This is a genomic window from Streptomyces sp. M92 (genome assembly GCF_028473745.1).
Taxonomy (GTDB): domain Bacteria; phylum Actinomycetota; class Actinomycetes; order Streptomycetales; family Streptomycetaceae; genus Streptomyces.
The window spans coordinates 3,010,573-3,034,984 of record NZ_CP101137.1 but is presented as its reverse complement, the minus strand read 5'-3'; the positions used below and the strand labels follow the sequence as shown (position 1 = coordinate 3,034,984).

Annotated in this window: 25 protein-coding genes; 13 read left to right on the top strand and 12 right to left on the bottom strand. The window is 72.7% G+C overall.

All coding sequences use genetic code 11. From position 1 onward, the window contains the following. Nucleotides 1–91: 91 nt before the first annotated feature. From M6G08_RS13965 to M6G08_RS13955, 3 genes are all read left to right on the top strand, one after another. Entirely contained in the window at nucleotides 92–733 is a 642-nt protein-coding gene (locus tag M6G08_RS13965) for a TetR/AcrR family transcriptional regulator (RefSeq protein ID WP_043383261.1), read from the top strand. 156 nt (nucleotides 734–889) lie between these two features. Beyond that, nucleotides 890–1,117 carry a DUF3107 domain-containing protein gene (locus M6G08_RS13960; protein ID WP_073724418.1) on the top strand — a complete coding sequence of 76 codons (228 nt, stop codon included), beginning with the start codon at nucleotides 890–892 and terminating at the stop codon, nucleotides 1,115–1,117. A gap of 200 nt (nucleotides 1,118–1,317) precedes the next feature. Then, nucleotides 1,318–1,587 (top strand): hypothetical protein, encoded by a 270-nt coding sequence (locus M6G08_RS13955; RefSeq protein ID WP_272587486.1) that lies wholly within the window; start codon nucleotides 1,318–1,320, stop codon nucleotides 1,585–1,587. Between the two features lie 164 nt (nucleotides 1,588–1,751). On the opposite strand, the gene M6G08_RS13950 is transcribed toward M6G08_RS13955, so the two are convergent. Next, nucleotides 1,752–2,498: a ferritin-like domain-containing protein gene (locus M6G08_RS13950; RefSeq protein ID WP_272587485.1), complete on the bottom strand. Its 747-nt coding sequence runs from the start codon at nucleotides 2,496–2,498 to the stop codon at nucleotides 1,752–1,754. A 540-nt stretch (nucleotides 2,499–3,038) separates the two neighbouring features. Between M6G08_RS13950 and M6G08_RS35860 the strand changes: the two genes are divergently transcribed. From M6G08_RS35860 to M6G08_RS13940, 3 genes are all read left to right on the top strand, one after another. Further along, on the top strand, nucleotides 3,039–4,520 hold the full coding sequence (locus M6G08_RS35860; RefSeq protein ID WP_336298992.1) for a DEAD/DEAH box helicase: 1,482 nt from the start codon (nucleotides 3,039–3,041) through the stop codon (nucleotides 4,518–4,520). Nucleotides 4,521–4,576: 56 nt separating this feature from the next. Then, nucleotides 4,577–5,677 carry a hypothetical protein gene (locus tag M6G08_RS35855; protein WP_336298991.1) on the top strand — a complete coding sequence of 367 codons (1,101 nt, stop codon included), beginning with the start codon at nucleotides 4,577–4,579 and terminating at the stop codon, nucleotides 5,675–5,677. A gap of 131 nt (nucleotides 5,678–5,808) precedes the next feature. After that, nucleotides 5,809–6,705, top strand: coding sequence for an alpha/beta fold hydrolase (locus M6G08_RS13940; protein ID WP_272587484.1), 897 nt, complete (start codon nucleotides 5,809–5,811; stop codon nucleotides 6,703–6,705). A gap of 15 nt (nucleotides 6,706–6,720) precedes the next feature. On the opposite strand, the gene M6G08_RS13935 is transcribed toward M6G08_RS13940, so the two are convergent. Further along, complete coding sequence (locus M6G08_RS13935) at nucleotides 6,721–7,620, bottom strand: NYN domain-containing protein (RefSeq protein ID WP_272587483.1); 900 nt, start codon at nucleotides 7,618–7,620, stop codon at nucleotides 6,721–6,723. Between the two features lie 248 nt (nucleotides 7,621–7,868). Between M6G08_RS13935 and M6G08_RS13930 the strand changes: the two genes are divergently transcribed. Continuing rightward, nucleotides 7,869–8,021 (top strand): DUF8834 family protein, encoded by a 153-nt coding sequence (locus M6G08_RS13930; RefSeq protein ID WP_007444413.1) that lies wholly within the window; start codon nucleotides 7,869–7,871, stop codon nucleotides 8,019–8,021. A gap of 78 nt (nucleotides 8,022–8,099) precedes the next feature. Here the strand turns inward: M6G08_RS13930 and M6G08_RS13925 are convergent, their stop codons facing one another. From M6G08_RS13925 to M6G08_RS13915, 3 genes are all read right to left on the bottom strand, one after another. Then, nucleotides 8,100–8,705, bottom strand: coding sequence for a MarC family protein (locus M6G08_RS13925; RefSeq protein WP_272587481.1), 606 nt, complete (start codon nucleotides 8,703–8,705; stop codon nucleotides 8,100–8,102). Between the two features lie 53 nt (nucleotides 8,706–8,758). Next, a complete protein-coding gene (locus tag M6G08_RS13920) occupies nucleotides 8,759–9,616 on the bottom strand; it encodes a PHP domain-containing protein (RefSeq protein ID WP_272587480.1) in 858 nt (285 codons plus the stop codon). Between the two features lie 152 nt (nucleotides 9,617–9,768). After that, nucleotides 9,769–10,410: a DUF6758 family protein gene (locus M6G08_RS13915; protein ID WP_272587479.1), complete on the bottom strand. Its 642-nt coding sequence runs from the start codon at nucleotides 10,408–10,410 to the stop codon at nucleotides 9,769–9,771. A 156-nt stretch (nucleotides 10,411–10,566) separates the two neighbouring features. On the opposite strand from M6G08_RS13915, the gene M6G08_RS13910 reads away from it, so the two are divergent. Further along, nucleotides 10,567–11,790, top strand: coding sequence for an MFS transporter (locus M6G08_RS13910; protein ID WP_272587478.1), 1,224 nt, complete (start codon nucleotides 10,567–10,569; stop codon nucleotides 11,788–11,790). 23 nt (nucleotides 11,791–11,813) lie between these two features. Here the strand turns inward: M6G08_RS13910 and M6G08_RS13905 are convergent, their stop codons facing one another. Continuing rightward, nucleotides 11,814–12,410, bottom strand: a complete 597-nt coding sequence (locus M6G08_RS13905; RefSeq protein ID WP_272587477.1) for a suppressor of fused domain protein — start codon at nucleotides 12,408–12,410, stop codon at nucleotides 11,814–11,816. 533 nt (nucleotides 12,411–12,943) lie between these two features. Here M6G08_RS13905 and M6G08_RS13900 point away from each other — a divergent pair. Together M6G08_RS13900 and M6G08_RS13895 are read left to right on the top strand one after the other, a co-directional pair. After that, entirely contained in the window at nucleotides 12,944–14,059 is a 1,116-nt protein-coding gene (locus M6G08_RS13900; RefSeq protein WP_272587476.1) for a magnesium and cobalt transport protein CorA, read from the top strand. A gap of 33 nt (nucleotides 14,060–14,092) precedes the next feature. Further along, complete coding sequence (locus M6G08_RS13895; RefSeq protein ID WP_272587475.1) at nucleotides 14,093–14,605, top strand: hypothetical protein; 513 nt, start codon at nucleotides 14,093–14,095, stop codon at nucleotides 14,603–14,605. A gap of 7 nt (nucleotides 14,606–14,612) precedes the next feature. Here the strand turns inward: M6G08_RS13895 and M6G08_RS13890 are convergent, their stop codons facing one another. Continuing rightward, nucleotides 14,613–15,350 carry a hypothetical protein gene (locus M6G08_RS13890; RefSeq protein WP_272587474.1) on the bottom strand — a complete coding sequence of 246 codons (738 nt, stop codon included), beginning with the start codon at nucleotides 15,348–15,350 and terminating at the stop codon, nucleotides 14,613–14,615. A gap of 246 nt (nucleotides 15,351–15,596) precedes the next feature. On the opposite strand from M6G08_RS13890, the gene M6G08_RS13885 reads away from it, so the two are divergent. From M6G08_RS13885 to M6G08_RS13875, 3 genes are read left to right on the top strand one after another with little or no spacing between them, the layout of a single operon-like run. Beyond that, nucleotides 15,597–16,889, top strand: a complete 1,293-nt coding sequence (locus M6G08_RS13885) for a magnesium transporter MgtE N-terminal domain-containing protein (RefSeq protein ID WP_272587473.1) — start codon at nucleotides 15,597–15,599, stop codon at nucleotides 16,887–16,889. Next, nucleotides 16,879–17,478: a DUF1003 domain-containing protein gene (locus M6G08_RS13880; RefSeq protein WP_272587471.1), complete on the top strand. Its 600-nt coding sequence runs from the start codon at nucleotides 16,879–16,881 to the stop codon at nucleotides 17,476–17,478. Before M6G08_RS13885 ends, M6G08_RS13880 begins: the two co-directional genes overlap by 11 nt. Nucleotides 17,479–17,522: 44 nt before the next feature. Then, entirely contained in the window at nucleotides 17,523–18,656 is a 1,134-nt protein-coding gene (locus tag M6G08_RS13875; protein WP_272587470.1) for an Mrp/NBP35 family ATP-binding protein, read from the top strand. A gap of 106 nt (nucleotides 18,657–18,762) precedes the next feature. Here M6G08_RS13875 and M6G08_RS13870 read toward each other — a convergent pair whose 3' ends face one another. From M6G08_RS13870 to sigE, 5 genes are all read right to left on the bottom strand, one after another. Continuing rightward, nucleotides 18,763–19,434 (bottom strand): hypothetical protein, encoded by a 672-nt coding sequence (locus M6G08_RS13870; RefSeq protein WP_272587469.1) that lies wholly within the window; start codon nucleotides 19,432–19,434, stop codon nucleotides 18,763–18,765. 221 nt (nucleotides 19,435–19,655) lie between these two features. Next, on the bottom strand, nucleotides 19,656–20,114 hold the full coding sequence (locus tag M6G08_RS13865) for a sec-independent translocase (protein WP_272587468.1): 459 nt from the start codon (nucleotides 20,112–20,114) through the stop codon (nucleotides 19,656–19,658). 146 nt (nucleotides 20,115–20,260) lie between these two features. Further along, nucleotides 20,261–21,880, bottom strand: coding sequence for a S1C family serine protease (locus M6G08_RS13860; protein ID WP_272587467.1), 1,620 nt, complete (start codon nucleotides 21,878–21,880; stop codon nucleotides 20,261–20,263). 713 nt (nucleotides 21,881–22,593) lie between these two features. Further along, nucleotides 22,594–23,583, bottom strand: coding sequence for an anti-sigma factor family protein (locus tag M6G08_RS13855; RefSeq protein ID WP_272587466.1), 990 nt, complete (start codon nucleotides 23,581–23,583; stop codon nucleotides 22,594–22,596). After that, the gene (gene sigE / locus M6G08_RS13850) at nucleotides 23,580–24,251 is read right to left on the bottom strand and encodes an RNA polymerase sigma factor SigE (RefSeq protein WP_272587465.1); all 672 of its coding nucleotides are present in this window, start codon (nucleotides 24,249–24,251) and stop codon (nucleotides 23,580–23,582) included. Before sigE ends, M6G08_RS13855 begins: the two co-directional genes overlap by 4 nt. Nucleotides 24,252–24,412: the final 161 nt, after the last annotated feature.

Here is a 24,412-nt window from a genome sequence, read left to right as displayed (position 1 = left end):
AATTCTGCGCTCGCACCGCACACACCACGGTTACCGAAAAGTACGATGGCGGCGCGGCGCACACCGCACGAGGACGACTATGGGAGGCGGCGTGACAGCCATCGAGCAGACAGAGGCGGTACGCCCGCGGGGCACACGCCTTCCCCGCCGAGCCCGACGCAACCAGCTGCTGGGCGCCGCACAGGAAGTGTTCGTGGCCCAGGGTTACCACGCGGCCGCGATGGACGACATCGCCGAGCGGGCCGGTGTCAGCAAACCGGTGCTCTACCAGCACTTCCCGGGCAAGCTCGACCTGTACCTCGCCCTGCTGGACCAGCACTGCGAGGCCCTGATCCAGTCGGTGCGCCACGCGCTGGCGTCGACGACCGACAACAAGCAGCGCGTCCGGGCGACGATGGACGCCTACTTCGCCTACGTCGAGGACGACGGCGGCGCCTTCCGCCTGGTCTTCGAGTCGGACCTGACCAACGAGCCCGCCGTGCGCGAGCGCGTCGACAAGGTCACCAACGAGTGCGCCGAGGCGATCTGCGACGTCATCGCCGAGGACACCGGCCTCTCGCGCGCGGAGTCGATGCTGCTGGCCTCCGGTCTGGGCGGCCTCGCTCAGGTGGTGGCCCGCTCCTGGCTGCACAGCGACCGCAGCGTGCCCCGCGACCAGGCGGTGCAGCTGCTGACCTCCCTCGCCTGGCGGGGCATCGCCGGTTTCCCGCTGCACGGCACCGAGCAGCACTGACCGGCACGTCCGCGGGACCGGCGGGACTGCTGTTCCCGTCCGCTGTTCGCTCCTGGCGTTCTCCGGCGGAGCGTGTACGTCCCCTCACCGGGCTAATGTGTGCTGGGTACGGCGCGGAAGATCGCGCACTTCACTGACCGTCGGAGGGACATAGCCGTGGAGGTCAAGATCGGCGTGCAGCACGCGCCCCGCGAGATCGTTCTGGAGAGCGGTCAGAGTGCCGAGGAGGTCGAGCGCGTGGTCGCCGAGGCACTGGCCGGCAAGTCGCAGCTGCTGAGCCTCGTGGACGAACACGGCCGCAAGATCCTGGTGCCGGCCGACCGACTCGCCTACGTCGAGATCGGCGAGCCGTCCCCGCGCAAGGTGGGCTTCGGCGCGCTGTAGTCGGCGGGCGCGGGACGACGGACGCAGTCGCGGGAGGGGCCCGGCGGTGACTCACCGCCGGGCCCCTCCTGTACGTCCCGTACGTCCCGTGCACGGGTGGAGCACAGTTCACCCACAGGGGGAGGGTTGCCTTCCGCAGGTCAGGGGTAAGACGGCTGTGACCGTTTCGGGCAGGCCGGCCGTGTGGGAGGGACCCCGACATGCTCCTGGAAGCGCTCAGCGCCGCGATCCTCGGCCTCGCCCTGGCATGGGCCGCCGCCCACCGTCTGCCACACCGGCTGCCGGCCCCCGTCCTGGTGGTGCCGACGGGCATCGCGGGGGCGCTCTTCGGGGCGTTCGTCACGCACACCGCGCTGGGCGCCGGCGGTCTCGTGCTGGTCCTCCTGGGCTCGGCGGCTCTCTCCGCGGCATCGCTGTCGCTGCTGCTGCGTCCCGCGGCGAGACTGCGCCGACGCTCGGCCACCGCCTGAGCGACCGTCGGGCCACCGCCTGAGCGACCGCCCGGCCGTCCCCGCCGACGGCCGCGCACGGGTCACCCGCGCAGGGACACGGCCACCGCCCGCCGCGACGCCTCCGCCCGCCCTCCGTGCGCCGCCGGCGCCCACGCCCGCCGCGGCGCCCGCGCCCGCCTCCGTCAGGCCGCCAGCCCCAGGGCCGCCATCCGCTTGGTGTGGGCCTCGGTGATCCGGGAGAACATCTTGCCGACCTCGGCGAGGTCGAAGCCGTCCGCGACGCCGCCCACCAGCATCGTCGACAGCGCGTCCCGGTCGGCGACCACACGCTGGGACTGGGACAGGGCCTCGCCCATCAGCCGCCGCGCCCACAACGCGAGCCGCCCGCCCACGCGCGGGTCCGCGTCGATCGCCGCGCGCACCTTCTCCACGGCGAAACCGGCGTGCCCGGTGTCGTCGAGCACCGCCAGCACCAGTTCGCGGGTGTCGGAGTCGAGACGGGCCGCCACCTCGCGGTAGAAGTCACTGGCGATGGAGTCGCCGACGTAGGCCTTGACCAGCCCCTCCAGCCAGTCGGAGGGGTCCGTCTGCTTGTGGAAGCCGTCGTAGGCGGCCACGAACGGCTCCATCGCCGCCGTCGGCTCCTCGCCGATCTCGGCGAGCCGGTCGCGCAGCCGCTCGAAGTGGTGGAACTCCGCCGACGCCATCTTCGCCAGCTCCGCCTTGTCCGCCAGCGTCGGCGCCAGCTTGGCGTCCTCCGCGAGCCGCTCGAACGCCGCCAGCTCGCCGTACGCGAGTGCGCCGAGCAGATCCACGACGGCGGCGCGGTACTGCGGGTCGGCGGCGGCAGTCGCCCAGTCCCGGGCGGCGACCGAAGTGGGTTCGGCGGTGGCGTCTGCGGCGTTGCCAGGCTTGTCAGAGCTCGTCATGCAGCGCACAATAGCTCGCCCGTCACGCGCCGGAAGGCCCCCGGTGGCCCCGGCCGACCCCCGGCCGACCCCGGGTGGATCAGTGTGACGACGACTACGTGTCCAAATCGGCCATCGCGTGTGCGCGAATCCGGGGTATGGTGGTAATGCGCCTGCCGAGTATGTGACGTACGGGTACGTGACATCGTCGTCGGGCCGCACGCATGAGGATGCCCGGTCGGTGGCCCGATCGGCTCCGACTCGACAGCCCTCCCTGCCGTACGCCACGCTGCGTACGGAATCCGGAGGGGGACCCTCAGTGGTACGAGCGCTGGAGCGTCGACAGAGGTCCCGTGTCCTACGGCTCACCCGTCCGTAAGGCAGCCGACGTCCCCGACACGGTCCGGCACGACCCGCGCGCTCGCCTCGCACCACGTACACAGAAGAGGCAGCACCCTGACTACGACGTTCCGATCCCTCGGGATCCTCCCCGAGACCGCCGAAGCCCTCGAAGCCGTCGGCATCACCACTCCCTTCCCGATCCAGGAGCTGACGCTCCCCGTGGCCCTGTCCGGCACGGACGTGATCGGCCAGGCCAAGACCGGCACCGGCAAGACGCTGGGCTTCGGCCTCCCGCTCCTCGAGCGCGTCACCGTCCCCGCCGACGTCGAGGCGGGCCGCGCCGCCCCCGAGGCCCTGACCGACGCCCCGCAGGCCCTCGTCGTCGTCCCGACGCGCGAGCTGTGCCAGCAGGTCACCAACGACCTCCTGACCGCCGGCAAGGTCCGCAACGTACGCGTCACCGCCATCTACGGCGGCCGCGCGTACGAGCCCCAGGTGGAGGCCCTGAAGAAGGGCGTCGACGTGATCGTCGGCACCCCGGGCCGGCTGCTGGACCTCGCGGGCCAGAAGAAGCTGAGCCTCAAGCACGTCAAGTGCCTGGTCCTCGACGAGGCCGACGAGATGCTCGACCTGGGCTTCCTGCCCGACGTCGAGAAGATCATCAACATGCTGCCGGTCCGGCGCCAGACGATGCTGTTCTCGGCCACCATGCCGGGTGCGGTCATCGGACTGGCCCGCCGCTACATGTCGCAGCCGACGCACATCCGCGCCACCTCGCCGGACGACGAGGGCACGACGGTCGCGAACACGAAGCAGTTCATCTACCGCGCGCACAACATGGACAAGCCCGAGATGGTGGCGCGCATACTGCAGGCCGAGGGCCGGGGTCTGGCCATGGTCTTCTGCCGCACCAAGCGCACGGCGGCCGACCTGGCCGACCAGCTCAAGCAGCGCGGCTTCGCCTCCGGCGCGGTCCACGGCGACCTCGGCCAGGGCGCCCGCGAGCAGGCGCTGCGCGCCTTCCGCAACGGCAAGGTGGACGTGCTCGTCTGCACCGACGTGGCCGCCCGCGGTATCGACGTCGAGGGTGTGACGCACGTCATCAACTACCAGTCGCCGGAGGAGGAGAAGACGTACCTGCACCGCATCGGCCGGACCGGCCGCGCGGGCGCCAAGGGTACGGCGATCACCCTCGTCGACTGGGACGACATCCCCCGCTGGCAACTGATCAACAAGGCGCTCCAGCTGGACTTCAACGACCCGCCGGAGACGTACTCCACCTCCCCGCACTTCTACACCGACCTCGGCATCCCCGAGGGCACCAAGGGTGTGCTGCCGCGCTCGGAGCGCACCCGTGCCGGGCTGGACGCGGAGGAGCTGGAGGACCTGGGCGAGCCGGGCGGCCGTGGTGGCCGCACGCGCGGCGACCGGGGCGGCCGGGGCGGCCGGGACGAGTCCCGTTCCGCCGACCGCGAGCGTGCGCCCCGTACGCCGCGACGCCGCCGCCGGATGCGCGGCGGTGCGCCGGTGGACGCCGACGCCGCGCCGCGACCCCCCCCCCACCCCGCCCGGGCGGGCCGTGACCGGCGGCGGGCGGACAGCGCCCGCGCGCCGACGCCGGCCAGGATGCCCCCCAGGGTCCCCGCACGCTGCGCCGTCGACGCCGTACGCGCGGTGGCGAGCCTGCCCAGCAGCCGGTGACGCCGGCGACGACCGACGCCCCTGCCGCACCGGCCGTGGCGGACACCGCGCCTGCGGTGCCGGAAGCCACGGATGCGACGGAGGTTCCCGCGAAGCCGCGCCGCCGCCGCACCCGCAAGTCGGCCGAGGCGCAGGTCACCGCGGTCGAGGCCGCTCCGGTGGCCGAGGCGCCGGTCGTCGAGGCCGCTCCGGTGGCCGAGGCGACGGCGCAGAAGCCGCGCCGCCGCACCCGTAAGGCCACGACCACCGCCGAGACGGTGGCCGACACGGCGGAGGCGGCGACGACCGAGGCGACGGAGGCCAAGCCGCGACGTACCCGCAAGTCGGCCTCCGTGCAGGCGGCCGCCGCCACGGACACGGCCGAGGCCGTCGGCACCGCGGTCCAGGCACCGGAGGCGGCCGAGGCCAAGCCTCGCCGCACCCGCAAGACGGCCGCCACCAAGGCGGAGAGCGCCGCCGATACGCCCGAGGCCGACGCCAAGCCCAAGGCCCGCCGCACCCGCAAGACCGCGGCGGCCACCGAGGCGCCGGAGACCACGGCCGAGATCCCCGCGCAGTCGGCACAGGAGCCGGAGGCCGCCGAGGCCAAGCCGCGCCGCACCCGCAAGACGGCCGCCACCAAGGCGGAGAGCGCCGCCGACACGGCCGAGACCACCGAGGCCGAGCCGAAGGTCCGCCGCACCCGCAAGGCAGCCGCCAAGGCGGAGACCGCGGCCGACCCGACCGAGGCCGACGCCAAGCCCAAGGCCCGCCGCACCCGCAAGGCCGCGGCGGCCACCGAGGCCACGGAGGCCGCTGCCCAGGCACCGGAGACCGCCGAGGCCAAGCCCCGACGCACCCGGAAGACGGCAGCCGCGAAGACGGAGACCGCCGCCGACCCGACCGAGGCCGAGGCCGACGCCAAGCCCAAGGCCCGCCGCACCCGCAAGACCGCGGCGGCCACCGAGGCGCCGGAGACCACGGCCGAGATCCCCGCGCAGTCGGCACAGGAGCCGGAGGCCGCGCCGCGGCGCCGGACCCGTAAGGCCGCGACCACGGTGGAGGCGGGCACGGACGCCGCCGACACGGCCGAGGCCAAGCCGAAGGCCCGCCGCACCCGCAAGACCGCGGCGGCCGCCACGCGTCCCGTGGATTCCCCGGAGTCCGGCGAGCTCTGACCAACGCCGCTCCACCCAGCCGTCGGCCCGGCCCGCGACGAACGCGGGCCGGGCCGACGGCGTCCCCGTCCCCGAGGAACTCCTCAGAACACCTCCGGGCTCCTCCCCACCCCGCCCGATAGCCTCTGCCCGTGAGCAGGAACGCCGACTTCACCCCGCCCTCCGACGCCCGCGCGTACCGGCTGCGTACCTCGCGCGGTGAGTTCGCCGTCGTCGACTCGCCCGTGGCCGACGGGGTCGAACCGCGGGGAACGGTGCTGATGCTGCCCGGGTTCACGGGGAGCAAAGAGGACTTCACCCAGCTGCACGAGCCGCTCGGGGCACGCGGGTACCGGACGGTCGCCGTGGACGGGCGGGGACAGTACGAGTCCGACGGGCCCGAGCACGACGAGGCGGCCTACGCGCGGGACGAGCTGGCCCGGGACGTGCTGGCGCAGGCCGGTGCCCTCGGGACGCGGGTGCATCTCCTCGGGCACTCGCTCGGCGGGCAGATCGCCCGGTCCGCCGTCCTCCTCGACCACGCCCCCTTCGTGTCCCTCACGCTGATGTCCTCGGGCCCGGCACGGATCTCCGCCTCCCAGGAGCAGCGGGTGAAACTGCTGCGCGACGCTCTGGACACGATGACGATGGCCGAGGTCTGGCAGGTGATCCAGGCGATGGGGCCGCCCGAGGAGGTCGGCGCCCCCGCACCCGCCCACGGCCCGGAGGACCCGGAGCGGCTGCGTGACCGCTGGCTGGGCACCAGGCCGGCGCAGCTGCTCGCCACCGGGCGGCAGCTGTGCACCGAGCCGGACCGGGTCGCCGAACTCGCCGCCACGCCACTGCCGTGCCACGTGCTGTCGGGCGACTACGACGACACCTGGCCGATCCCCCTGCTGGACGAGATGGCCGTACGGCTGGACGCGCGCCGGACCGTGATCGACGGCGCCGAGCACTCACCGAACACCGACCAGCCCCTGCCGACCGCCCACGCCCTCGCCGGTTTCTGGGACGACGTCGCCCGGCGGTCACGGCCGAGCGCGCCCTAGTCACCCGGCCGTCGGCTAGTACTGCGCCCGCAGGTGCTCCCAGAATCCGTCCCGCAGCGCCCGCCGCAGGTCGGCCTGGCCGCGCAGCGAGTACTGCAGCAGCCCCTCGGCCTCCACCAGCAGGTCCTGGTCGACCGAGCCGGGGAGGTAGGGGTGGCCGGGGAGGAGATCCACCAGTGACTCGCGGCCCCGGGAGGCCAGCCACTTCGCCGCGATCTGCGCACCGACGAAACGGACGTCCTCGCGGGCGGGGCGGGCGGCGGCGCCCGTCGTCTCGTAGGTCTGGGCCGTGCGCCGGGAGACGTACGGCTTGAAGAAGTCCAGGTCGAAGGTGCGCTGACTGTCGACCTCCCAGAGCAGCGGGTCGGCCTGGTTGCGGCCCTCGGGCGCCTCGACGCCCCACAGGTGGACGCGTGCGCCGTAGCCCTGGGCGGCCTCGACCGCCGACACCAGGTCCTCGTCGCCGCCGAGCAGGGCCGCGTCGCTGATCGCCCGGTGCCGGGCGAGGGACTCCAGGTCCGAGCGGATGAGGGAGTCGACGCCCTTCTGCTGGTTGTTGGCGTTGAGGTTGCCCAGGCGGACCTTGACGTCCGGGAGCTCGGCGATGGACTGCTGCTCGGCGGTGTGGATGCGGCGCCGGGCGCCGTCGTACCAGTAGACCCGCAGGAGACGGCTGTCCGCGAAGATCGTGCGCGCCTTGTCGATGAGGGCCTCGATCAGGCCTTCGGCGTCCAGGTCGAAGGCCCGGCGGTCCTCGGTCCCGGCCACCAGACGCCCCGCCGCCGCGTAGAGGTACCCGGCGTCGACGAAGATCGCGTGGGTCGAGGGCGTCTTCGCCACCTCGGCGAGCATGCGCTGCAGCAGCTCGTTGGTGCGATCGATGCGGGCGCTCAGGGACACGAGGTCGTCGTTCATCGCCTCCCATTGTCCCGGCGGTCACGCTGCGAACACAACCGGTCCCGGTCAGTCTGGTTCCGGGCATCCGGCGGCGCCGTAACGATCGGCTTACCTGTCAGTAATTAGCAGTTCGAAAAATTTCCTTAGCGTAGGGAATGTTTGCACCGCTCACCCCGTTGATGATGAACGACTCCCCGGGCACCGACGACCCCGGGAGCCACACCAGTAGTTCTCCTCAGGAGGATGACCAGATCAAGGGAGAGGCCATGCGCTTTGAAGTCATGCGACTCGACGACGTCGACGGAACCCCCGTGGACACGACCGTCGTGGACGCCGCCTCCGTGAACCGCATCGTCCAGCAGGCCGCCGCCATCGGGCAGCGCCTGTGGATCCGCCCCGCCGACACCTCGGCCTTGTAGCGCGGACGACCGCACGCACCGGGGCCCCCGCACGCGAGCCGTGCGGGGGCCCCAGCCCTGTCGGTCACGAGCGTCGCGTCACGCGCCCTGGATCACCTGCGTGACCCCGTTGATGATCTGCTGCACGGCGATCGCGGAGAGCATCATGCCGGCGAGGCGGGTCACCAGGACGACGCCGCCGTCCTTGATGACGCGGATGATCAGCAACGAGTACCGCATCACCAGCCACAGCACCACGTGGATGGCGAGGATCGCCGTCCACACCGACACCTGCGTGGTCACGCTGTCGGCCTTCTCCACGGCCAGGATGACCGACACGATCGCGCCGGGCCCGGCGAGCAGCGGCATGCCGAGCGGTACGAGTGCGACGTTGACGTCCTTGGTCTGCTTCGGCTCGTCCGTCTTGCCGGTGAGCAGGTCCAGCGCGATCAGCAGGAGCAGCAGCCCGCCCGCGATCATCAGCGCGGGCACGGACACGTGCAGGTAGTCGAGGATCTGGTGCCCGAGGAGACCGAACACGGTGATCACGCCACCGGCGACGCAGACGGCCTGGAAGGCCATCCGCTTCTGCGCCTTGGCGGGCCGGCCGGAGGTCAGCCCGAGGAAGATCGGGGTGATCCCGGGGGGATCCATGATGACAAAAAGGGTCAGGAAGAGGGAGCCGAAGACGGCGATGTCGAACATGGGTGAGCTACTGGCCTTGCGGGAGAAGTAAAGGTGGGCGGGCGGGGTACGGCTCAGGCTCCGCCGGCGCCCGGCACCGGGAAGGCACCGAACGCCCGCCGCGTGATCTCCCCGTACACCTCGGGGTCCGTCGTGTACTCGCCGAGCAGACAGGTCTTCCGGCTGCCGTGGTAGTCGCTGGATCCGGTCACCAGGAGCCCCAGCTCCTCGGCGAGCCCCCGCAGCCGCGCCCGGGCGTCCGCGTCGTGGTCCATGTGGTCGATCTCGACGCCGTCGAGCCCGGCGGCGGCCAGGTCTGCGATCGTGGCCTCCGGCACCGTGCGCCCGCGCTTGGCGGCGGCCGGGTGCGCGAACACGGCCACACCGCCGGCCGCCTTGATCAGCCGCAGCGCGTCGAAGGGGTCGGTCTCGTGCTTCTCCACGAAGGCCCGGCCGCCGTCGGCCAGCCAGTCCGCGGTGAAGGCGTCGCCCACGGTCGGTACGACGCCGAGCTCGACGAGGGCGGTGGCCACGTGCGGCCGCCCGACCGAGCCGTCGCCCGCGATGCGCGCGACCTGCTCCCAGGTGACCGGCACACCCAGCGCGTTCAGCTTGGCGACCATGCCCTTGGCCCTCGGCACCCGGTCGTCCCGGACCAGCTCGCGCTCGGCGAGCAGGGCGGGCTCCTCGGGGTCGAAGAGATAGGCCAGCATGTGCATGCTGATGCCGTCGACGCGGCAGGAGAGCTCGGCGCCGGTGACGAGGGTGAGCCCCTCGGGCAGCGCGGCGACGGCCTCGGCGTGCCCCCGGGTGGTGTCGTGGTCGGTCAGCGCGACGACGTCCAGCCCGGCCGCGGCGGCCTTGCGGACCAGCTGGGACGGGGTGTCCGTGCCGTCGGACGCGGTGGAGTGGGTGTGCAGATCGATGCGCACGACGCTGACTCCAAGCGATGACGGGACGGAAGGGGACGCTCAAGGATAACCGGAACTCGGACCACCACTGTCACACCCGAACATGGCCGGCGCCCACTACACCCACTACACATCGGCTCCCGCCCGGCCCACGGGCCCACCGGCCCCGACGGCTACGGCTGGAGCAGCCGCGGCGACAGCGCCCCGCAGGGCACCAGGTCCACCTCGGCGCCCGCGTCCCGCAGGTCGGTCAGCACCAGTTCCTCGTACATCAGCAGCGCGGCCTGCTCCGGCCACGCGACGGCCCACAGCCACATCCCGAGGGCCTCCCCGGCGAAGACCGCGCGGTCGACGGGGGCACCGGAGACGTGCCAGAGGGGGGTGGGGCGGCCGGCGGCCAGCACCTTCGCCTGGGGCGGCTTCTCGACGTTCATGTACGGCCCCGGGTCCGGGGCGTCCAGGCCCGCGTACCGCGCACCGAGTCCGACGCCGAGCTCCTCGGCGACCAGGATCAGCTCACCGACTCCGCCGAGCGGGCCGGGGCCGGAGCAGGCCACGGCGGTCGCCCGGCCGCCACTGCGGTCGTCACCCGCGCAGGCCACGCCGGTGAACAGCCAGCCGACCGGCAGCGGCCACGGCATCCACACCGGCACCTGCGTGCGGTGCACCACGACGCCGAGCGCCTCGACGCTGGGCGGGAGCACGGGCTGCACCGGGTGCACCGTGCCGTGCAGGTCGCACTGCCAGGAATCGGCGAAGAGGCCGGGAGCCCTGACCCGGCCACCACACTTCGGGCAACTGGGTTCGCCCCTCATAGAGCCCCACGGTCCTACCCTCACTCCCCCACGTCAAGGACGATCACCCATCCGGGCGGCAGGGTTGACCGGGCAAACTAGATGTATCTTGCATTAATTAGCAGGGCTAACTTACTATGTGCATACACCAACCAGTCGTCGGCATTGGAGCACTGCATGGACCCCTTCGACGCGGGTGCGGGCGGCATCCTGCGGCAGCCCAAGGCGGTGTGGGCGACCGCCGGCGCGTCCGTCGTGGCCTTCATGGGGATCGGGCTCGTCGACCCGATCCTGCCGTCCATCGCCAAGGGTCTGGACGCGAGCGCCAGTCAGGTCTCCCTCCTGTTCACCTCCTACTTCCTCATCACCGCCCTCGCGATGCTGGTCACCGGCTTCGTCTCCAGCCGCATCGGCGGACGCAAGACGCTGCTGCTCGGGCTCGCCTTCGTCGTGGTCTTCGCGGGCCTGGCGGGCACCTCAGACACGGTCGGCCAGCTCGTCGGCTACCGGGCCGGCTGGGGCCTGGGCAACGCGCTGTTCGTCTCGACGGCCCTCGCCGTCATCGTCGGCGCGGCGGCCGGCGGCAGCGCCGCGGCGATCCTGCTGTACGAGTCGGCGCTCGGCCTCGGCATGGCCTGCGGCCCGCTGCTGGGCGCGCTGCTCGGCGACGCGAGCTGGCGCTACCCGTTCTTCGGCACGGCCTTCCTGATGGCCATCGGCTTCCTGTGCATCACGGTGTTCCTCAAGGAGCAGCCGAAGCCGGCCCGCAAGACCTCGCTGCTGGACCCGGTCAAGGCACTGGGCCACGGCGGGCTGGCCTCCGCCGCGGTCTCGGCGTTCTTCTACAACTACACGTTCTTCACGGTGCTGGCCTTCACACCGTTCGTGCTGAACATGACGCCGTACAAGTCCGGCGCGGTGTTCTTCGCGTGGGGCGTGCTGCTCGCCGTCTTCTCGGTCCTCGTGGCGCCGCGGATGCAGAAGCGGTTCGGCTCGCTGAAGGTGCTCGGCGGCTCACTGGTACTGCTCGCCGCCGACGTACTGGTGCTCGGCTACGGCGACCACACCACCGCGATCGTCTGCACGATCCTGTCCGGCGCGTTCATCGGCGTGAACAACACCGTCTACACCGAGCTGGCCCTCGGGGTGTCCGACGCGCCGCGGCCGGTGGCGAGCGCGGGCTACAACTTCGTGCGCTGGTTCGCGGCCGCCGCGGCGCCCTACTTCGCGCCGAAGATCGAGGAGTGGACCGACATCCGCATCCCGTTCGTGGTGGCGGCGATCACCGCCGTGCTGGGCGCGGTCGTGGTCCTCGTACGGCGCCGCGCGCTCACCAGCGAGGCGGAGGAGCTGGAGCCGAAGCACGCGACCGAGGACGGGGTCACCGTCTTCGCCAACTGACCGACGACAGCCGATGCGTTGTGTCACTCCAGCGGCACGGACCTGCGGGACGGATCCCGCAGGTCCGTTCCCTGGGTGAGCCAGCGTTCCTGGAGGGCCTGGGCACCGTGCACACGCTTCCAGGCGGCCTCGTTCGGCGTCATCGGCAGCAGCGGGAGGAACCGTACGGGGTCCAGCGGGGCGTCCAGCTCCAGGTCCTCCACCAGGCCACCGGGCTCGGCGACGAGGCACGAGGTGAAGGGCGCCCCGGGCCACAGCGGCTCGCCGACGTCCAGGGACGCGCCGGGCGCCACGATGACCCCCTCCACCTGCGGCGAAGCCGCCAGTACGGCCAGCGGGCGGAGCACCTTGCCGGTGTCGGCGAGACCGGCGCGCACTGAGAGGAGCAGCTCGGCGCGCGGCCCCTTGACCGGGTCGGCGAGCACCGCCGTGGGGTCGGCCATGGGCTGCGCGGACATGCCCAGGGTGGCGTAGCGGACGATGTCGCCCTCCTGACCGCCGCCCGGGAAGCGCAGCACCTCGATGCGGTCGGTGCCGAGGAAGGTGACCGCCGCGCGGGCGTCCGGTTCGCCCAGTGCGCTCAGCAACCGGGCCTCGACCAGAGGAAGAACATCAGCCATGCGGCGAGCATAGAACTCGTCAGTACAAGGCAAAGCGGCGCCTTGACACGTCGGGTGACTGATACTCTGGGCCAGCGGCTCGGGGCAGCGCGCAGCAGCGCCGCGATCAAGACCCCGGCGCCTGAAGACTTCCCTACGGGGAACCCTCCCAAACGAGGGAATCGATCGTCCCTCACGAGGGACCGGCCGGAGGAGGTGGGCGGCATGGACCGAAGTCGACCGTGCAGTACCACCCGCTCTTCCGGCCGCTGACGCGGCCGCCCCGGCTCACCGCCCCCGCGGCTTCCCGTCTCCAGCGCGCCCGCGCACGGAAGAGCACTTCGTCTCGTTTTGCCTGATCCGGCCCGTCGGCCTCGTCGACGACGTCGACCGATCCGGGTCAGCCGCTGAATCAGCAGCGAAGCCGGCCACCGCGACGGTGCGGTGCTCCCCGCTTTGTGGACGTGCCGAGCACGTACGGCCAGGACGTCCTCATTCCGGGTGGTTCCACCCGCCGCCGGCCCCGCTCGCTGCCCGTCGCGAAGGAGCCTGCCATGTCGATGATCCGTGACCTGCGCGCCGCGGTCCGCCCGTCCCGCGTCTCGCTGCGCAAGGACACCGGCGCCTACGACACCACCCGTGACCCGGCGACCGCCACCGCCGTCGTCGACTGCGCCGTCTACCGCGACGGTGCCCGCGTCGAGACCGAGGCGCCGCTGAGCCCGCACCAGGCGATGCGCCAGGTGCGCCGCGACGGCGGGTTCGTGTGGATCGGCCTGCACGAGCCGACCGAGGACGAGTTCGCCGGTATCGCCCGGGAGTTCGGCCTGCACCCGCTGGCCGTGGAGGACGCCGTCCAGGCCCACCAGCGACCGAAGCTGGAGCGCTACGACGACTCCCTGTTCACCGTCTTCAAGACCATCCACTACGTCGACCACGACGAGCTGACCGCCAACAGCGAGGTCGTCGAGACCGGCGAGGTGATGTGCTTCACCGGCCGGGACTTCTTCATCACCGTCCGGCACGGCGGGCAGGGCTCGCTGCGCGCGCTGCGGCACCGGCTCCAGGAGGACCCCGAGCTGCTGCTCAAGGGCCCCTCCGCGGTGCTGCACGCCATCGCCGACCACGTCGTCGACGGCTACATCGCGGTCGCCGACGCGGTGCAGGACGACATCGACGAGGTCGAGACGGAGGTGTTCTCGCCGGGCCGCAAGGGCAGCCCGCGCGGCACCGACGCCGGCCGGATCTACCAACTCAAGCGCGAGGTCCTGGAGTTCAAGCGCGCCGTCTCCCCGCTGCTGCGCCCCATGCAGCTGCTCAGCGAGCGGCCGATGCGGCTGATCGACCCGGAGATCCAGAAGTACTTCCGGGACGTCGCCGACCACGTGGCCCGGGTGCAGGAGCAGGTCGTCGGCTTCGACGAGCTGCTGAACTCCATCCTCCAGGCCAACCTCGCCCAGGCGTCCGTCGCGCAGAACGAGGACATGCGCAAGATCACCTCGTGGGCGGCGATCATCGCCGTACCGACGATGGTGTGCGGGGTGTACGGCATGAACTTCGACCACATGCCGGAGACCCACTGGAAGTACGGGTATCCCATGGTCATCGGCGTCACCGTGGCCATCTGTCTGGGCATCCACCGCACGCTCAAGCGCAACGGCTGGCTCTGAGCCGGCCACGGCACCCGTGGATAGGCTGAGCACATGACAAGCGAGCTGCTCGACCAGGCCCTCGTCGAGGAGGCCACCAAGAAGTCCGGCCTCGTCTGGGTCAGGGGGCCGGGGATGCCCGCCCGCGCGCTGTGGCACGTCTGGCAGGACGGCGCGGCGCTCGTCGTCGGCGACGGCCCCGGCGAGCAGCCGCTGCCGGGGCTGGCCGACGGGGCCGCGGCCGAGGTGACCGTGCGCAGCAAGGACAAGGGGGGCCGGCTGGTCTCCTGGACGGCACGGGTGGTGGAGCTGCCCGCCGGGTCCGAGGCGTGGCAGGCGGCGGTCGCCGGCCTCAAGGGCAAGCGGCTGAACGCCCCGGACGGCGAGGCGATGACCGACCGCTGGGCCCGTGAGTGCCGGGTGCTGCGCCTGGAACCGACGGGGGCCACGGCGCCGCTGCCCGACGGTTCGCTGGCCGAGGCCCCGCTGCCGAGCCCGGCGACGACGCGCGGGCCGGTCCCGGCGGGGCTGCCGCGGCTGCTGCTCAAGCGCCGGGGGCGTCGCTAGTTCGGCGTCACGACGTCGGCAGCTGCTTGCCGTAGTCCAGGGTGTCGTCCTTCGCCGGCTCCTCGAGGGCGAAGTCCTTGTTCCAGTCCGAGAAGCTGAGTGTGCCGGCGCTGCCCGCGCGGACCAGGCGCAGCGGATACGGGGTGCCCTCCAGGGAGACGTCCAGCGAACCGCCGGCGCCCTTGTCGCCGGTGACGCGGATGGTGCGCACGCCCGCCTGCTCGTGGCGGCCGTCGGTCTCCACCGTGCCGTGCAGGGCCAGCAGACCGCCCAGGAGGACGTCCTTGTCCGTGAACCCGCTGAACTTCTTGTACACGGGGTCGCTCTCCGGCACCTTCACGTACTTGCCCGCCAGTTTCCCGGCGGCCTTGGCGTCCCCGCCGTCGTGGCTCCAGAACCCGGCGTCGGCCTTGAGGAAGAGCTGGTCGCCGACGCGCAGCAGCCCGAAGGTCGCCCCCTCGGCGGCCACCGACCCGGTCCCGCCGTCGGACTTCAGCCGCATGTCGAGGGTGTACGTGCTGCCGCCGGCCTCCACCGACCCGTGCAGGCGCACCGCCTCGGCGGCACCGGCGGCCGAGCGGGCCTTCGCGTGGATCTTGTCGGCGGGGAGCTTGCCGAGGCCGTTGGTGCCCGCGTCGGGGTCCTCGCCGCCGCATCCCGTCAGCCCCGCTCCCGCGACCGTCAGGGCGCACACGGCGCCGATCAGTGCGGCCCTGCGGAATCGGCGCCGGGGAGTCACGAACACAGGAGGGGCTGCCTTTCTGACGCGGACGGGCAAGGAGCCGGCCGGGCACCCGGGAGCTGTCGCACAGGCCCTGGCGGCGTACCGCAGCGTACCGGGGCGCCGGACGGCGAACGGAGCCAGTCCGTCCGGACCGGCCGCCAGGGCGGAGCCGTTCGGGACGGGCTAGCCTGAAGCCCGTCCGAGCGGGCAATTCGGAAAAGGGACACCGTACGAAACAGTTCTCACACAGGCAAAGGAGCCGCGGCCATGGCAGCGGGCGCCCCCCGGATCTTCGTCTCCCATCTCTCCGGCATCGCCGTCTTCGACCCGGCCGGCGACCAGGTGGGGCGTGTCCGCGATCTGGTCGTCATGCTCCGCGTCGGCCGCAAGCCCCCTCGGGTGCTGGGCCTGGTCGTCGAACTCACCACCCGCCGCCGCATCTTCCTGCCCATGACCCGGGTCACCGGCATCGAGTCCGGCCAGGTCATCACCACCGGGGTGCTGAACGTCCGGCGCTTCGAGCAGCGCCCCACCGAGCGCCTGGTCTTCGGTGAACTGCTGGACCGGCGGGTCACCCTCACCGACACGGGTGAGGAGGTCACCGTCCTCGACCTGGCCGTGCAGCAGCTGCCGGCCCGCCGGGACTGGGAGATCGACAAGGTCTTCGTCCGCAAGGGGAAGAAGGGCGGCGCCTTCCGGCGCAACAAGGGAGAGACGCTCACCGTGGAGTGGTCCGGCGTCACCGGCTTCTCCGTGGAGGAGCAGGGGCAGGGCGCCGAGAACCTCCTCGCCACCTTCGAGCAGCTGCACCCCGCCGACCTCGCCAACGTCCTGCACCACCTGTCGGCCAAGCGCCGCGCCGAGGTCGCCGCCGCCCTCGACGACGACCGCCTGGCCGACGTGCTGGAGGAACTGCCGGAGGACGACCAGATCGAGATCCTCGGCAAGCTCAAGGAGGAGCGGGCCGCGGACGTCCTGGAGGCGATGGATCCCGACGACGCGGCCGACCTGCTCGGCGAGCTGCCCGAGGACGACAAGGAACGGCTGCTGAGCCTGATGCAGCCCTCCGACGCGGCCGACATGCGGCGGCTGATGGCGTACGAGGAGCACACGGCCGGCGGGCTGATGACGACCGAGCCGATCGTGCTGCGTCCCGACGCCACCGTCGCCGACGCCCTGGCCCGCATCCGCAACCCCGACCTGTCCCCGGCGCACGCCGCCCAGGTCTACGTCTGCCGCCCGCCCGAGGAGACCCCGACCGGCAAGTACCTGGGCACGGTCCATTTCCAGCGCCTGCTGCGCGACCCTCCGTACACCCTGGTCGGCTCGATCATCGACGACGACCTGCAACCCCTGGACCCGGACGCCGCGCTGCCCGTGGTCGCCGGGTTCTTCGCCACGTACGACATGGTGGCGGCGCCCGTCGTGGACGACTCGGGGGCGCTGCTGGGCGCGATCACGGTCGACGACGTACTGGACCACATGCTGCCCGACGACTGGCGGGAGACCGAGTACCACCTTGAGGAGACGGCGGGGGAGGTGGGCGCCGATGGGGCCTGAGCGCGAGACGACGGCCCGTGAGCGTGCCGCGTCGGGGGCGACCGCGTCCTCCCGGGTGCGGGCCCGGCTGGACCAGCCCCGCCCGCCGCGCCGGCGGCTGCTGCCGGAGTGGGACCCGGAGTCCTTCGGCCGGCTGTCGGAGCGCGTCGCGCGGTTCCTGGGCACCGGGCGGTTCATCGTCTGGATGACGGTCGTCATCATCGTCTGGGTGGTGTGGAACGTGTCCGCGCCCAGCGGCCTGCGCTTCGACGAGTACCCGTTCATCTTCCTGACCCTGATGCTGTCGCTCCAGGCCTCCTACGCCGCCCCGCTGATCCTGCTCGCCCAGAACCGGCAGGACGACCGGGACCGGGTCAACCTGGAGCAGGACCGCAAGCAGAACGAGCGGTCGATCGCCGACACCGAGTACCTGACCCGGGAGATCGCCGCCCTGCGCATCGGGCTGGGCGAGGTCGCGACGCGGGACTGGATCCGCTCGGAGCTGCAGGACGTGCTCAAGGACCTGGAGGAGCGTCAGAACGGCCATCACCCCGAGCGCGGGGTATTCCCGGCGGATCGGTCTGCGGGGCGTGACGTACACGACCGCTGACGGGGCTTTCCGTGCCCCGTGGGCGGCGCCGTACCATCGACCCTATGGCTACGGAAGACGCGGTGCGCGAAGCACTGTCGACGGTGAACGACCCCGAGATCAACCGTCCCATCACCGAGCTCGGGATGGTCAAGTCGGTGGAGATCGGCGCGGACGGAGCGGTCGCGGTCGCCGTGTACCTGACGGTCTCCGGCTGTCCCATGCGGGACACCATCACGCAGCGCGTGACGGACGCGGTGTCGGGGGTCGAGGGTGTCACACGCGTCGACGTCGAGCTGGACGTGATGAGCGACGAACAGCGCAAGGAGCTGGCGAACGCCCTGCGCGGCGGCCAGACCGAGCGCGAGGTCCCCTTCGCCAAGCCCGGCAGCCTCACCCGCGTCTACGCGGTCGCCTCCGGCAAGGGCGGCGTCGGCAAGTCCTCGGTGACGGTGAACCTGGCCGCGTCGATGGCGGCGGACGGCCTCAAGGTCGGTGTCGTGGACGCCGACATCTACGGCCACTCCGTGCCGCGCATGCTGGGCGCCGACGGGCGGCCCACCCAGGTCGAGAACATGATCATGCCGCCTTCGGCCAACGGCGTGAAGGTCATCTCCATCGGCATGTTCACGCCGGGCAACGCGCCGGTCGTCTGGCGCGGCCCGATGCTGCACCGCGCGCTCCAGCAGTTCCTGGCCGACGTGTACTGGGGCGACCTGGACGTCCTGCTGCTCGACCTGCCGCCCGGCACCGGCGACATCGCGATCTCCGTCGCCCAGTTGGTGCCGAACGCCGAGATCCTGGTCGTGACGACCCCTCAGCAGGCCGCCGCCGAGGTGGCGGAGCGGGCGGGCGCGATCGCCGTGCAGACCCACCAGAAGATCGTCGGCGTGGTCGAGAACATGTCCGGCCTGCCCTGCCCGCACTGCGGCGAGATGGTCGACGTGTTCGGCACGGGCGGCGGCCAGCTGGTCGCCGACGGCCTGACCCGCACGACCGGCGCCTCGGTCCCGGTCCTCGGCTCCATCCCGATCGACGTCCGGCTGCGCGAGGGCGGCGACGAGGGCAAGCCCGTCGTCCTGTCCGACCCGGACTCCCCGGCCGGCGCGGCGCTGCGCTCGATCGCGGGGAAGCTGGGCGGGCGTCAGCGCGGCCTCTCGGGGCTGTCGCTGGGGATCACGCCGAAGAACAAGTTCTGACGCTCCGTACGGGGCCGTACGGCTCCGTACGAGGACGGGGCGCTGTCCGGGTGGACGGCGCCCCTTCGCGCGTCGAGCTCAGCGGTCCGGGGCCCGGGGTCCGGGATCAGGCGTAGTCCGCGATGTCCTTCACCACGGCGAAGGCCAGGCCGTACGCGCTCATCCCGCGCCCGTACGCCCCGAGGTGGACGCCCTGCTCGGTGGAGCCGGCCAGCACCCAGCCGAACTCGGACTCCCGGTAGTGGAAGGACGTGGGTACGCCGTCCACGGGAAGGGAGAGCGTCGTCCAGTCGGCCCCGTCGAGGTCGTCCGCGAGGACCCACGCGGTCTCCGTCTGCTGCTCCAGCCAGTCGTCCCGCAGGGCGTGGTCCATCTGGCCGGGCCAGGTGAAGGACAGCAGCCCCACCCCGGCCAGCCAGGCCGCGGAGGACACCGAGGTGGCCTCCAGCAGTCCCGTGCCGTCGGCACTGCGCCGGTCGGGGTTGGCCGCGACGGTCACGACGACCGCGAACTTCTCCTTGGCGTCCTGGTCGTCGCCGGACACGTGCTCGTTGCGCACCGACGGTTCGTCGCCGTGCCCGATCGAGCCGTGCTCCACGGTTTGGTCGGCCGCCGTGCCGACCTGCATCAACCAGCGCCGCCCCGTGAAGGCCTCGTCGAGGCCGTACCACGGGAAGGGCGCACGCAGGTAGCCGTCGATCGTCCGCCGGGCGGAGGGGACCTCTTGTCCAACCTCCGCGCCCGGCGTCTGCGCGACCGCCTGACTCGTCGTCTCCATGTGCCCGGACGCCTCCTCGCTCTCGTCGGTCCGGAAGGCCCGCCCCCCTTCGGGCGCACTCGTCCGGTCCGCACAACAACTCGGGCAGCATAGCCACCTAACCGGCGGCAACCGGGAAACCGCCCGGCGCGTGGGTCGCGCGGGCGTCGTCTTCGGGCCTCGCACGCTCCATCCGGGGCGTGATACGTGTCACGTACGGGGGATGCGGTGCGGGAGTCGGCTCAGGTGGCGTCGGCGTCGAAGGGCGGGCGGTCGTCGCGGGCCGGGACCTCGGGCTTCTTCGACATGTCGACACGGCCACCCGTGGAACCGGACGAGGAGGACACCGACGAGGAGGAGCCGGACGACGACTCCGGCTCACGGCCGTGCACCGAGTCGGCGACCTCGGCCATCTCCTTCTTCAGGTCGAAGCCGTTGCGGATCTCCTTGAGCCCCAGTTCGTCGTTGTCCAGCTGCTTGCGGATGAACGTCTTGGGGTTGAGGTCCTCGAACTCGAAGTCCTTGAACTCGGGGCCCAGCTCCTGCCGGATGTCCTGCTTGGCGCTGTCCGAGAACTCCCGGATCTTCCGGATGGTGCGGCTCACGTCCTGGATGACCTTGGGGAGCTTGTCCGGGCCGAACACGAGCACGGCGAGGACGACGAGCGTCACCAGCTCGAGTGCGCCTATGTCATTGAACACCTGAAGCTCCTTGGGATGTCCGGGCCGCCACCACGGTACCCGCCGATCCTGTCCGACCGGTACCGTCCCGTGAGCCCCGAGTGGGTGTACGCGGGCGCTTTCCGAATTGTTTGCCTTCCTGGTCCCTTGTCGGGACCTCGCGGCGCTCAGTCACCGCCGGAGGAGCCGAGCACCAGTGAGACGTGCGTCTCCTCGCCGTCGCGTTCCAGCGTCAGTTCCAGGCGGTCGCCGGGGCGGTGGGCGCGGGTCTTGACGATGAGCTCCTCGCCGGAGTGCACGCGCCGGCCGTCGACGGCGGTGATCACGTCCCCGGCTTCGATGCCGGCCTTGTCGCCCGGCCCGCCCGCGGTGACCGGAGGGCCGCCGTCGCTGCCCTTGGCGGCCACCCGGGCGCCGTCGCCCCCGTAGGCCATGTCGAGCGTGATGCCGATGACCGGGTGGGTGGCCCTGCCGGTGTTGATCAGCTCCTCGGCCACGCGCTTGCCCTGGTTGATGGGGATGGCGAAGCCGAGCCCTATCGAGCCGGCCTGGCCGCCGTCCGGTTCGGCGCCGCCTCCCTCGGCGGACCGGATCGCGGAGTTGATGCCGATGGCCCGGCCCTGGGCGTCCAGGAGGGGGCCGCCGGAGTTGCCCGGGTTGATCGGCGCGTCGGTCTGCAGGGCGTCGACGTACGACACGTCGCTGCCGTCGCCCTCCTCGCCGCCCGCGGTGATCGGCCGCTCCTTGGCGCTGATGATGCCGGAGGTGACGGTGCCGGCCAGGTCGAAGGGGGCCCCGATGGCGACCACGGGGTCGCCGACCTGGACGTTGTCGGAGTTGCCGAGGGGCATGGGGGTGAGGCCGCTGACGCCCTTCACCTTGACCACGGCGAGGTCGTATCCGCCGTCCCGGCCGACGACCGTGGCCTCGGCACTGTCGCCGCTGTTGAAGGTGACGGTGATCTCGCCGCCGGAGCCGGCGGGCTCCACGACGTGGTTGTTGGTGAGGATGTGACCGCGGTCGTCGAGGACGAAGCCGGTGCCGGTGCCCGCGCCGTCACTGCCGCTGACGTGCAGGGTCACCACGCTGGGCAGGGCACGGGCGGCGATCCCGGCCACGCTGTCCGGCGCCCGCTCGGCCGACTCCTTCCCGGCCTGCGGGAGTTCCACCGTCCCCACGCCGCCGTTGCGTTCGAGGTAGGCGCCCACGACGCCGCCGATGCCGCCGGAGACGAGCGCGATGACCAGCGCCCCGCCGAGGATCACCTTCCCGGCCCGCCTGCGCCGCTGGTCCCGCGTGGGCACGGCCGCGCCGTTCTGCTGGAGGGAGGCGGCGGCCGAGGCGGCCCAGGGGTCGTAACGCCCCCAGGGGCCGGGGTCCGTTCCGTCCCCGCCGCTTTCTGCTCCGGCCGGCGCGTCGGCGGACGCCGGGTCGGGCAGCGCGTCCGGGGGCTGGGCGGGGGACGGCACCGCGGGGGCGAAGGGTCCGGCGGCTTCGGCCGACACCTCGGACACCGGCGCCGACTGCCGCGCCGACGGCACGGGCGGCGGGGCGTCCGCGAACGCCGGGTCGGGCAGCGCGCCGGGGGGCGGTGCCACGGGGCCGGCGGTGGTGTGGGACGCCGCCGCGACGGTGCCGTGCGCCGGCGTGGTCGCCGGATGCTGCACCGGCGGTGCGGGGGCCCAGGGGCCCGGCTCGCCGTACGGAGGGGTGCCGTACGGGTCGGGGTCGTGCAGCGGCCTGGGGCGTTCGGCCACCGACGCGGCACCAGTGAGGTCACGGGCCACTCCGGCGTCGCCTTCCGTACCGGTGGGCCGGGCGGCATCACCGTTCGCGTCACTGCGGGCGGGGGCGCCGACGGGCGCGGCCGTGGACGCGGGGGCGCCGACGGGCGCGGCCGTGGACGCGGGAACGACGGCGCGCTCCGCCGCCGCGTGCGCGGGGGGCGGGTGTGCGCGGCCGCTTCGCCCGCTGCCGTTCCGGGCGCGGCCGCGTCACTCGGAGCGGCGCCGAGCGCGGCAGCGTCAGTGGGCGTCGCGGTGGCCTGCGGGCCGGCACCGGCGGACGTGCCGGCGCCGCTGGGCACGCGTACGCCCGTGTCCTCGACGTCCTCGACGTCCTCGACGACGGTCCGGCGTGGGTCGGGGTGCGGGGCCGTGGCCGTGCGCGGGCCCGCGTCGGCGGAGCCGTCCGGCACGGCCGTCGGCCGGCCCGGCTCGTAGTCGTCCGCGGCGGGTGCCGCCGGGCGTTCGAGCTCGAAGTCGCCCTCGCCGGCCGCCTCGTCACCGCTGACGGTGGCGCGGACCGTGTGGGGGCGTTGCAGCTCGAAGTCGCCGTCGGACGCGTCGTCGGACGAGCGGGGACGGCTCCACCACTTCGCCTTCGTGGGCTTCCCCTCGTTCATGTTCTCCCCCACAGCTGGCCGCAGATCTTCGGCTCCAAGGGCTCTGGTGCCGTCCCGGGATTCAATCAGGTTCCCGGGCCGGTGCGCAGATCCCGGTCAGGGGGCCGGGCGGTGGGAGGCGGCGGGGGTCGCCCCGAGGTGGGGGGACACGAGCGGGTCGGGGACGGGGGCGGCGAGCAGACCGGGCGGCCTGACGTCGGCGGCGGCCCAGGAGGTCAGGGCGAGTGGCGGAACCGCTTCGAGCGGACGTATCAGCGGGGACACGGCGGCCGCGCCGGCCGTCACCGGGGTGGTCAGCGCGCGCACGGTCTGCTCCCGGGGATCGGCTCCCGCGGGGGCCGGCAGGCCGGGCAGCAGCGGCGCGGACGCCTCGGTGGGGGCGACGGGGGTGTCGCCGAGCGCCCCCTGCCCCTGGCCGTGCGCGAGCAGCGGCGTGCCCGAGCGGCGGCGCTGGCCCTCCGAGGTCGTGGCCGCGCCGGCGCCCTGGGTGCGCGCCGGGGTCGCGTTGCTGCCGCTGCCGGAGCCGCGGGCCTCCGTGGTGGTGTCCGGGGTGCCGACGGTGACGCCGCCCAGCGCGATCGCGGCCAGCGACACCGCCCCAGCGGCGGCGAACGCGAACCGCAGGCCGCGCGAGGACGACCGCTCGGCCTCGTGCCTGCTCACGTCGTGGATGCGGAAGCCGCGCCCCAGCGAGGGCGGCTCCGGCAGGGGGGAGTGCGGCCGGGCGGGGACGTACCCGAACTCGAACCGCTCGCCCCGCTTCGTCCCGAAGACGCCGTCGAAGCCCGCGGAGAATCCCGAGCCGTCCAGTGGCGCACCGCCGCCGTCCGTGTCGCCGCCGCCCGGCAGCCCCTGGAGGCGGGCCAGGAAGCTCTCGGACGGAGCCGGTGGTGCCGCTTCGGCGAAGACGTTCTTCAGCCGGCGCTGCGCGTCGACCTCCGCCTTGCACTTCGGGCAGGTGGCGACGTGCGCGAGTACGCGCTCCCGCGCGTCATGACCGAGCTCCCCGTCCACCAGGGCGGAGAGTCGGTCTCCCAGATGCTGCTCTGCGAGGTGTCCCTCGGCTTCAGGACGTGACCCACTCACGCGCTCGTGCCCCCTCCTCCCAGTGCGGGCACACGGGCCGCGAACGAGCGACGCCCGGCACGCGCCTCGGGAGCGCGGTGCGCGAGTGCCTTGCGCAGCTGGGAGCGGCCGCGGTGGATCCGGGAGCGGACCGTGCCGAGCTTGACGCCCAGGGTCGCGGCGATCTCCTCGTACGACAGCCCCTCGATGTCGCACAGGACGACGGCCGCGCGGAACTCGGGCGCGAGGGTGTCCAGGGCCTGCTGGACGTCCGCGTCGAAGTGGGCGTCGTGGAAGACCTGCTGCGGGGTGGGCTCCTTGCTGGGCAGCCGCTCGGCCGCGTCGTCGCCGAGGGCGTCGAAGCGGATGCGCTGCTTGCGGCGGACCATGTCCAGGAAGAGGTTGGTGGTGATCCGGTGCAGCCAGCCCTCGAAGGTGCCCGGCGTGTAGGTCGACAGGGACCGGAAGACGCGGACGAAGACCTCCTGGGTGAGGTCCTCGGCGTCGTGCTGGTTGCCCGTGAGGCGGTACGCGAGGCGGTAGACGCGGCCGCTGTGGGTGCTGACGATCTCCTCCCAGGTGGGCGGAGTCCACGCCTGCCCGTCCGCGTCGCTGGTGAAGGTCGCGGTCTGGGTGTGTCCCGTGCCGGGACGGTCGGCGTGGCTGGGGTCAGCAGCGGTGTCGTTCACGGATTTCGGCCTGCCTGCCGATCCGAGGAAGCGCCGCAGCACTCCTCCCCGATCCGCGGGTGTGGCCGCACCTCCCCTGTCGGCTCTGGTGGTGTCCAGTGGAGCCCCTACCATAGCCACCTCGCCCGTTAGCTCCGGATAAGCGGTTTTACGAAAATTTG

Coding starts and splice junctions, on each gene's coding strand:
- M6G08_RS13955 (WP_272587486.1), top strand. CDS start 1,318: ATGCTCCTGGAAGCGCTCAGCGCCGCGATCCTCGGCCTCGCCCTGGCA.
- M6G08_RS13950 (WP_272587485.1), bottom strand. CDS start 2,498: ATGACGAGCTCTGACAAGCCTGGCAACGCCGCAGACGCCACCGCCGAA.
- M6G08_RS13935 (WP_272587483.1), bottom strand. CDS start 7,620: ATGAACGACGACCTCGTGTCCCTGAGCGCCCGCATCGATCGCACCAAC.
- M6G08_RS13930 (WP_007444413.1), top strand. CDS start 7,869: ATGCGCTTTGAAGTCATGCGACTCGACGACGTCGACGGAACCCCCGTG.
- M6G08_RS13925 (WP_272587481.1), bottom strand. CDS start 8,705: ATGTTCGACATCGCCGTCTTCGGCTCCCTCTTCCTGACCCTTTTTGTC.
- M6G08_RS13915 (WP_272587479.1), bottom strand. CDS start 10,410: ATGAGGGGCGAACCCAGTTGCCCGAAGTGTGGTGGCCGGGTCAGGGCT.
- M6G08_RS13910 (WP_272587478.1), top strand. CDS start 10,567: ATGGACCCCTTCGACGCGGGTGCGGGCGGCATCCTGCGGCAGCCCAAG.
- M6G08_RS13905 (WP_272587477.1), bottom strand. CDS start 12,410: ATGGCTGATGTTCTTCCTCTGGTCGAGGCCCGGTTGCTGAGCGCACTG.
- M6G08_RS13900 (WP_272587476.1), top strand. CDS start 12,944: ATGTCGATGATCCGTGACCTGCGCGCCGCGGTCCGCCCGTCCCGCGTC.
- M6G08_RS13895 (WP_272587475.1), top strand. CDS start 14,093: ATGACAAGCGAGCTGCTCGACCAGGCCCTCGTCGAGGAGGCCACCAAG.
- M6G08_RS13885 (WP_272587473.1), top strand. CDS start 15,597: ATGGCAGCGGGCGCCCCCCGGATCTTCGTCTCCCATCTCTCCGGCATC.
- M6G08_RS13880 (WP_272587471.1), top strand. CDS start 16,879: ATGGGGCCTGAGCGCGAGACGACGGCCCGTGAGCGTGCCGCGTCGGGG.
- M6G08_RS13875 (WP_272587470.1), top strand. CDS start 17,523: ATGGCTACGGAAGACGCGGTGCGCGAAGCACTGTCGACGGTGAACGAC.
- M6G08_RS13870 (WP_272587469.1), bottom strand. CDS start 19,434: ATGGAGACGACGAGTCAGGCGGTCGCGCAGACGCCGGGCGCGGAGGTT.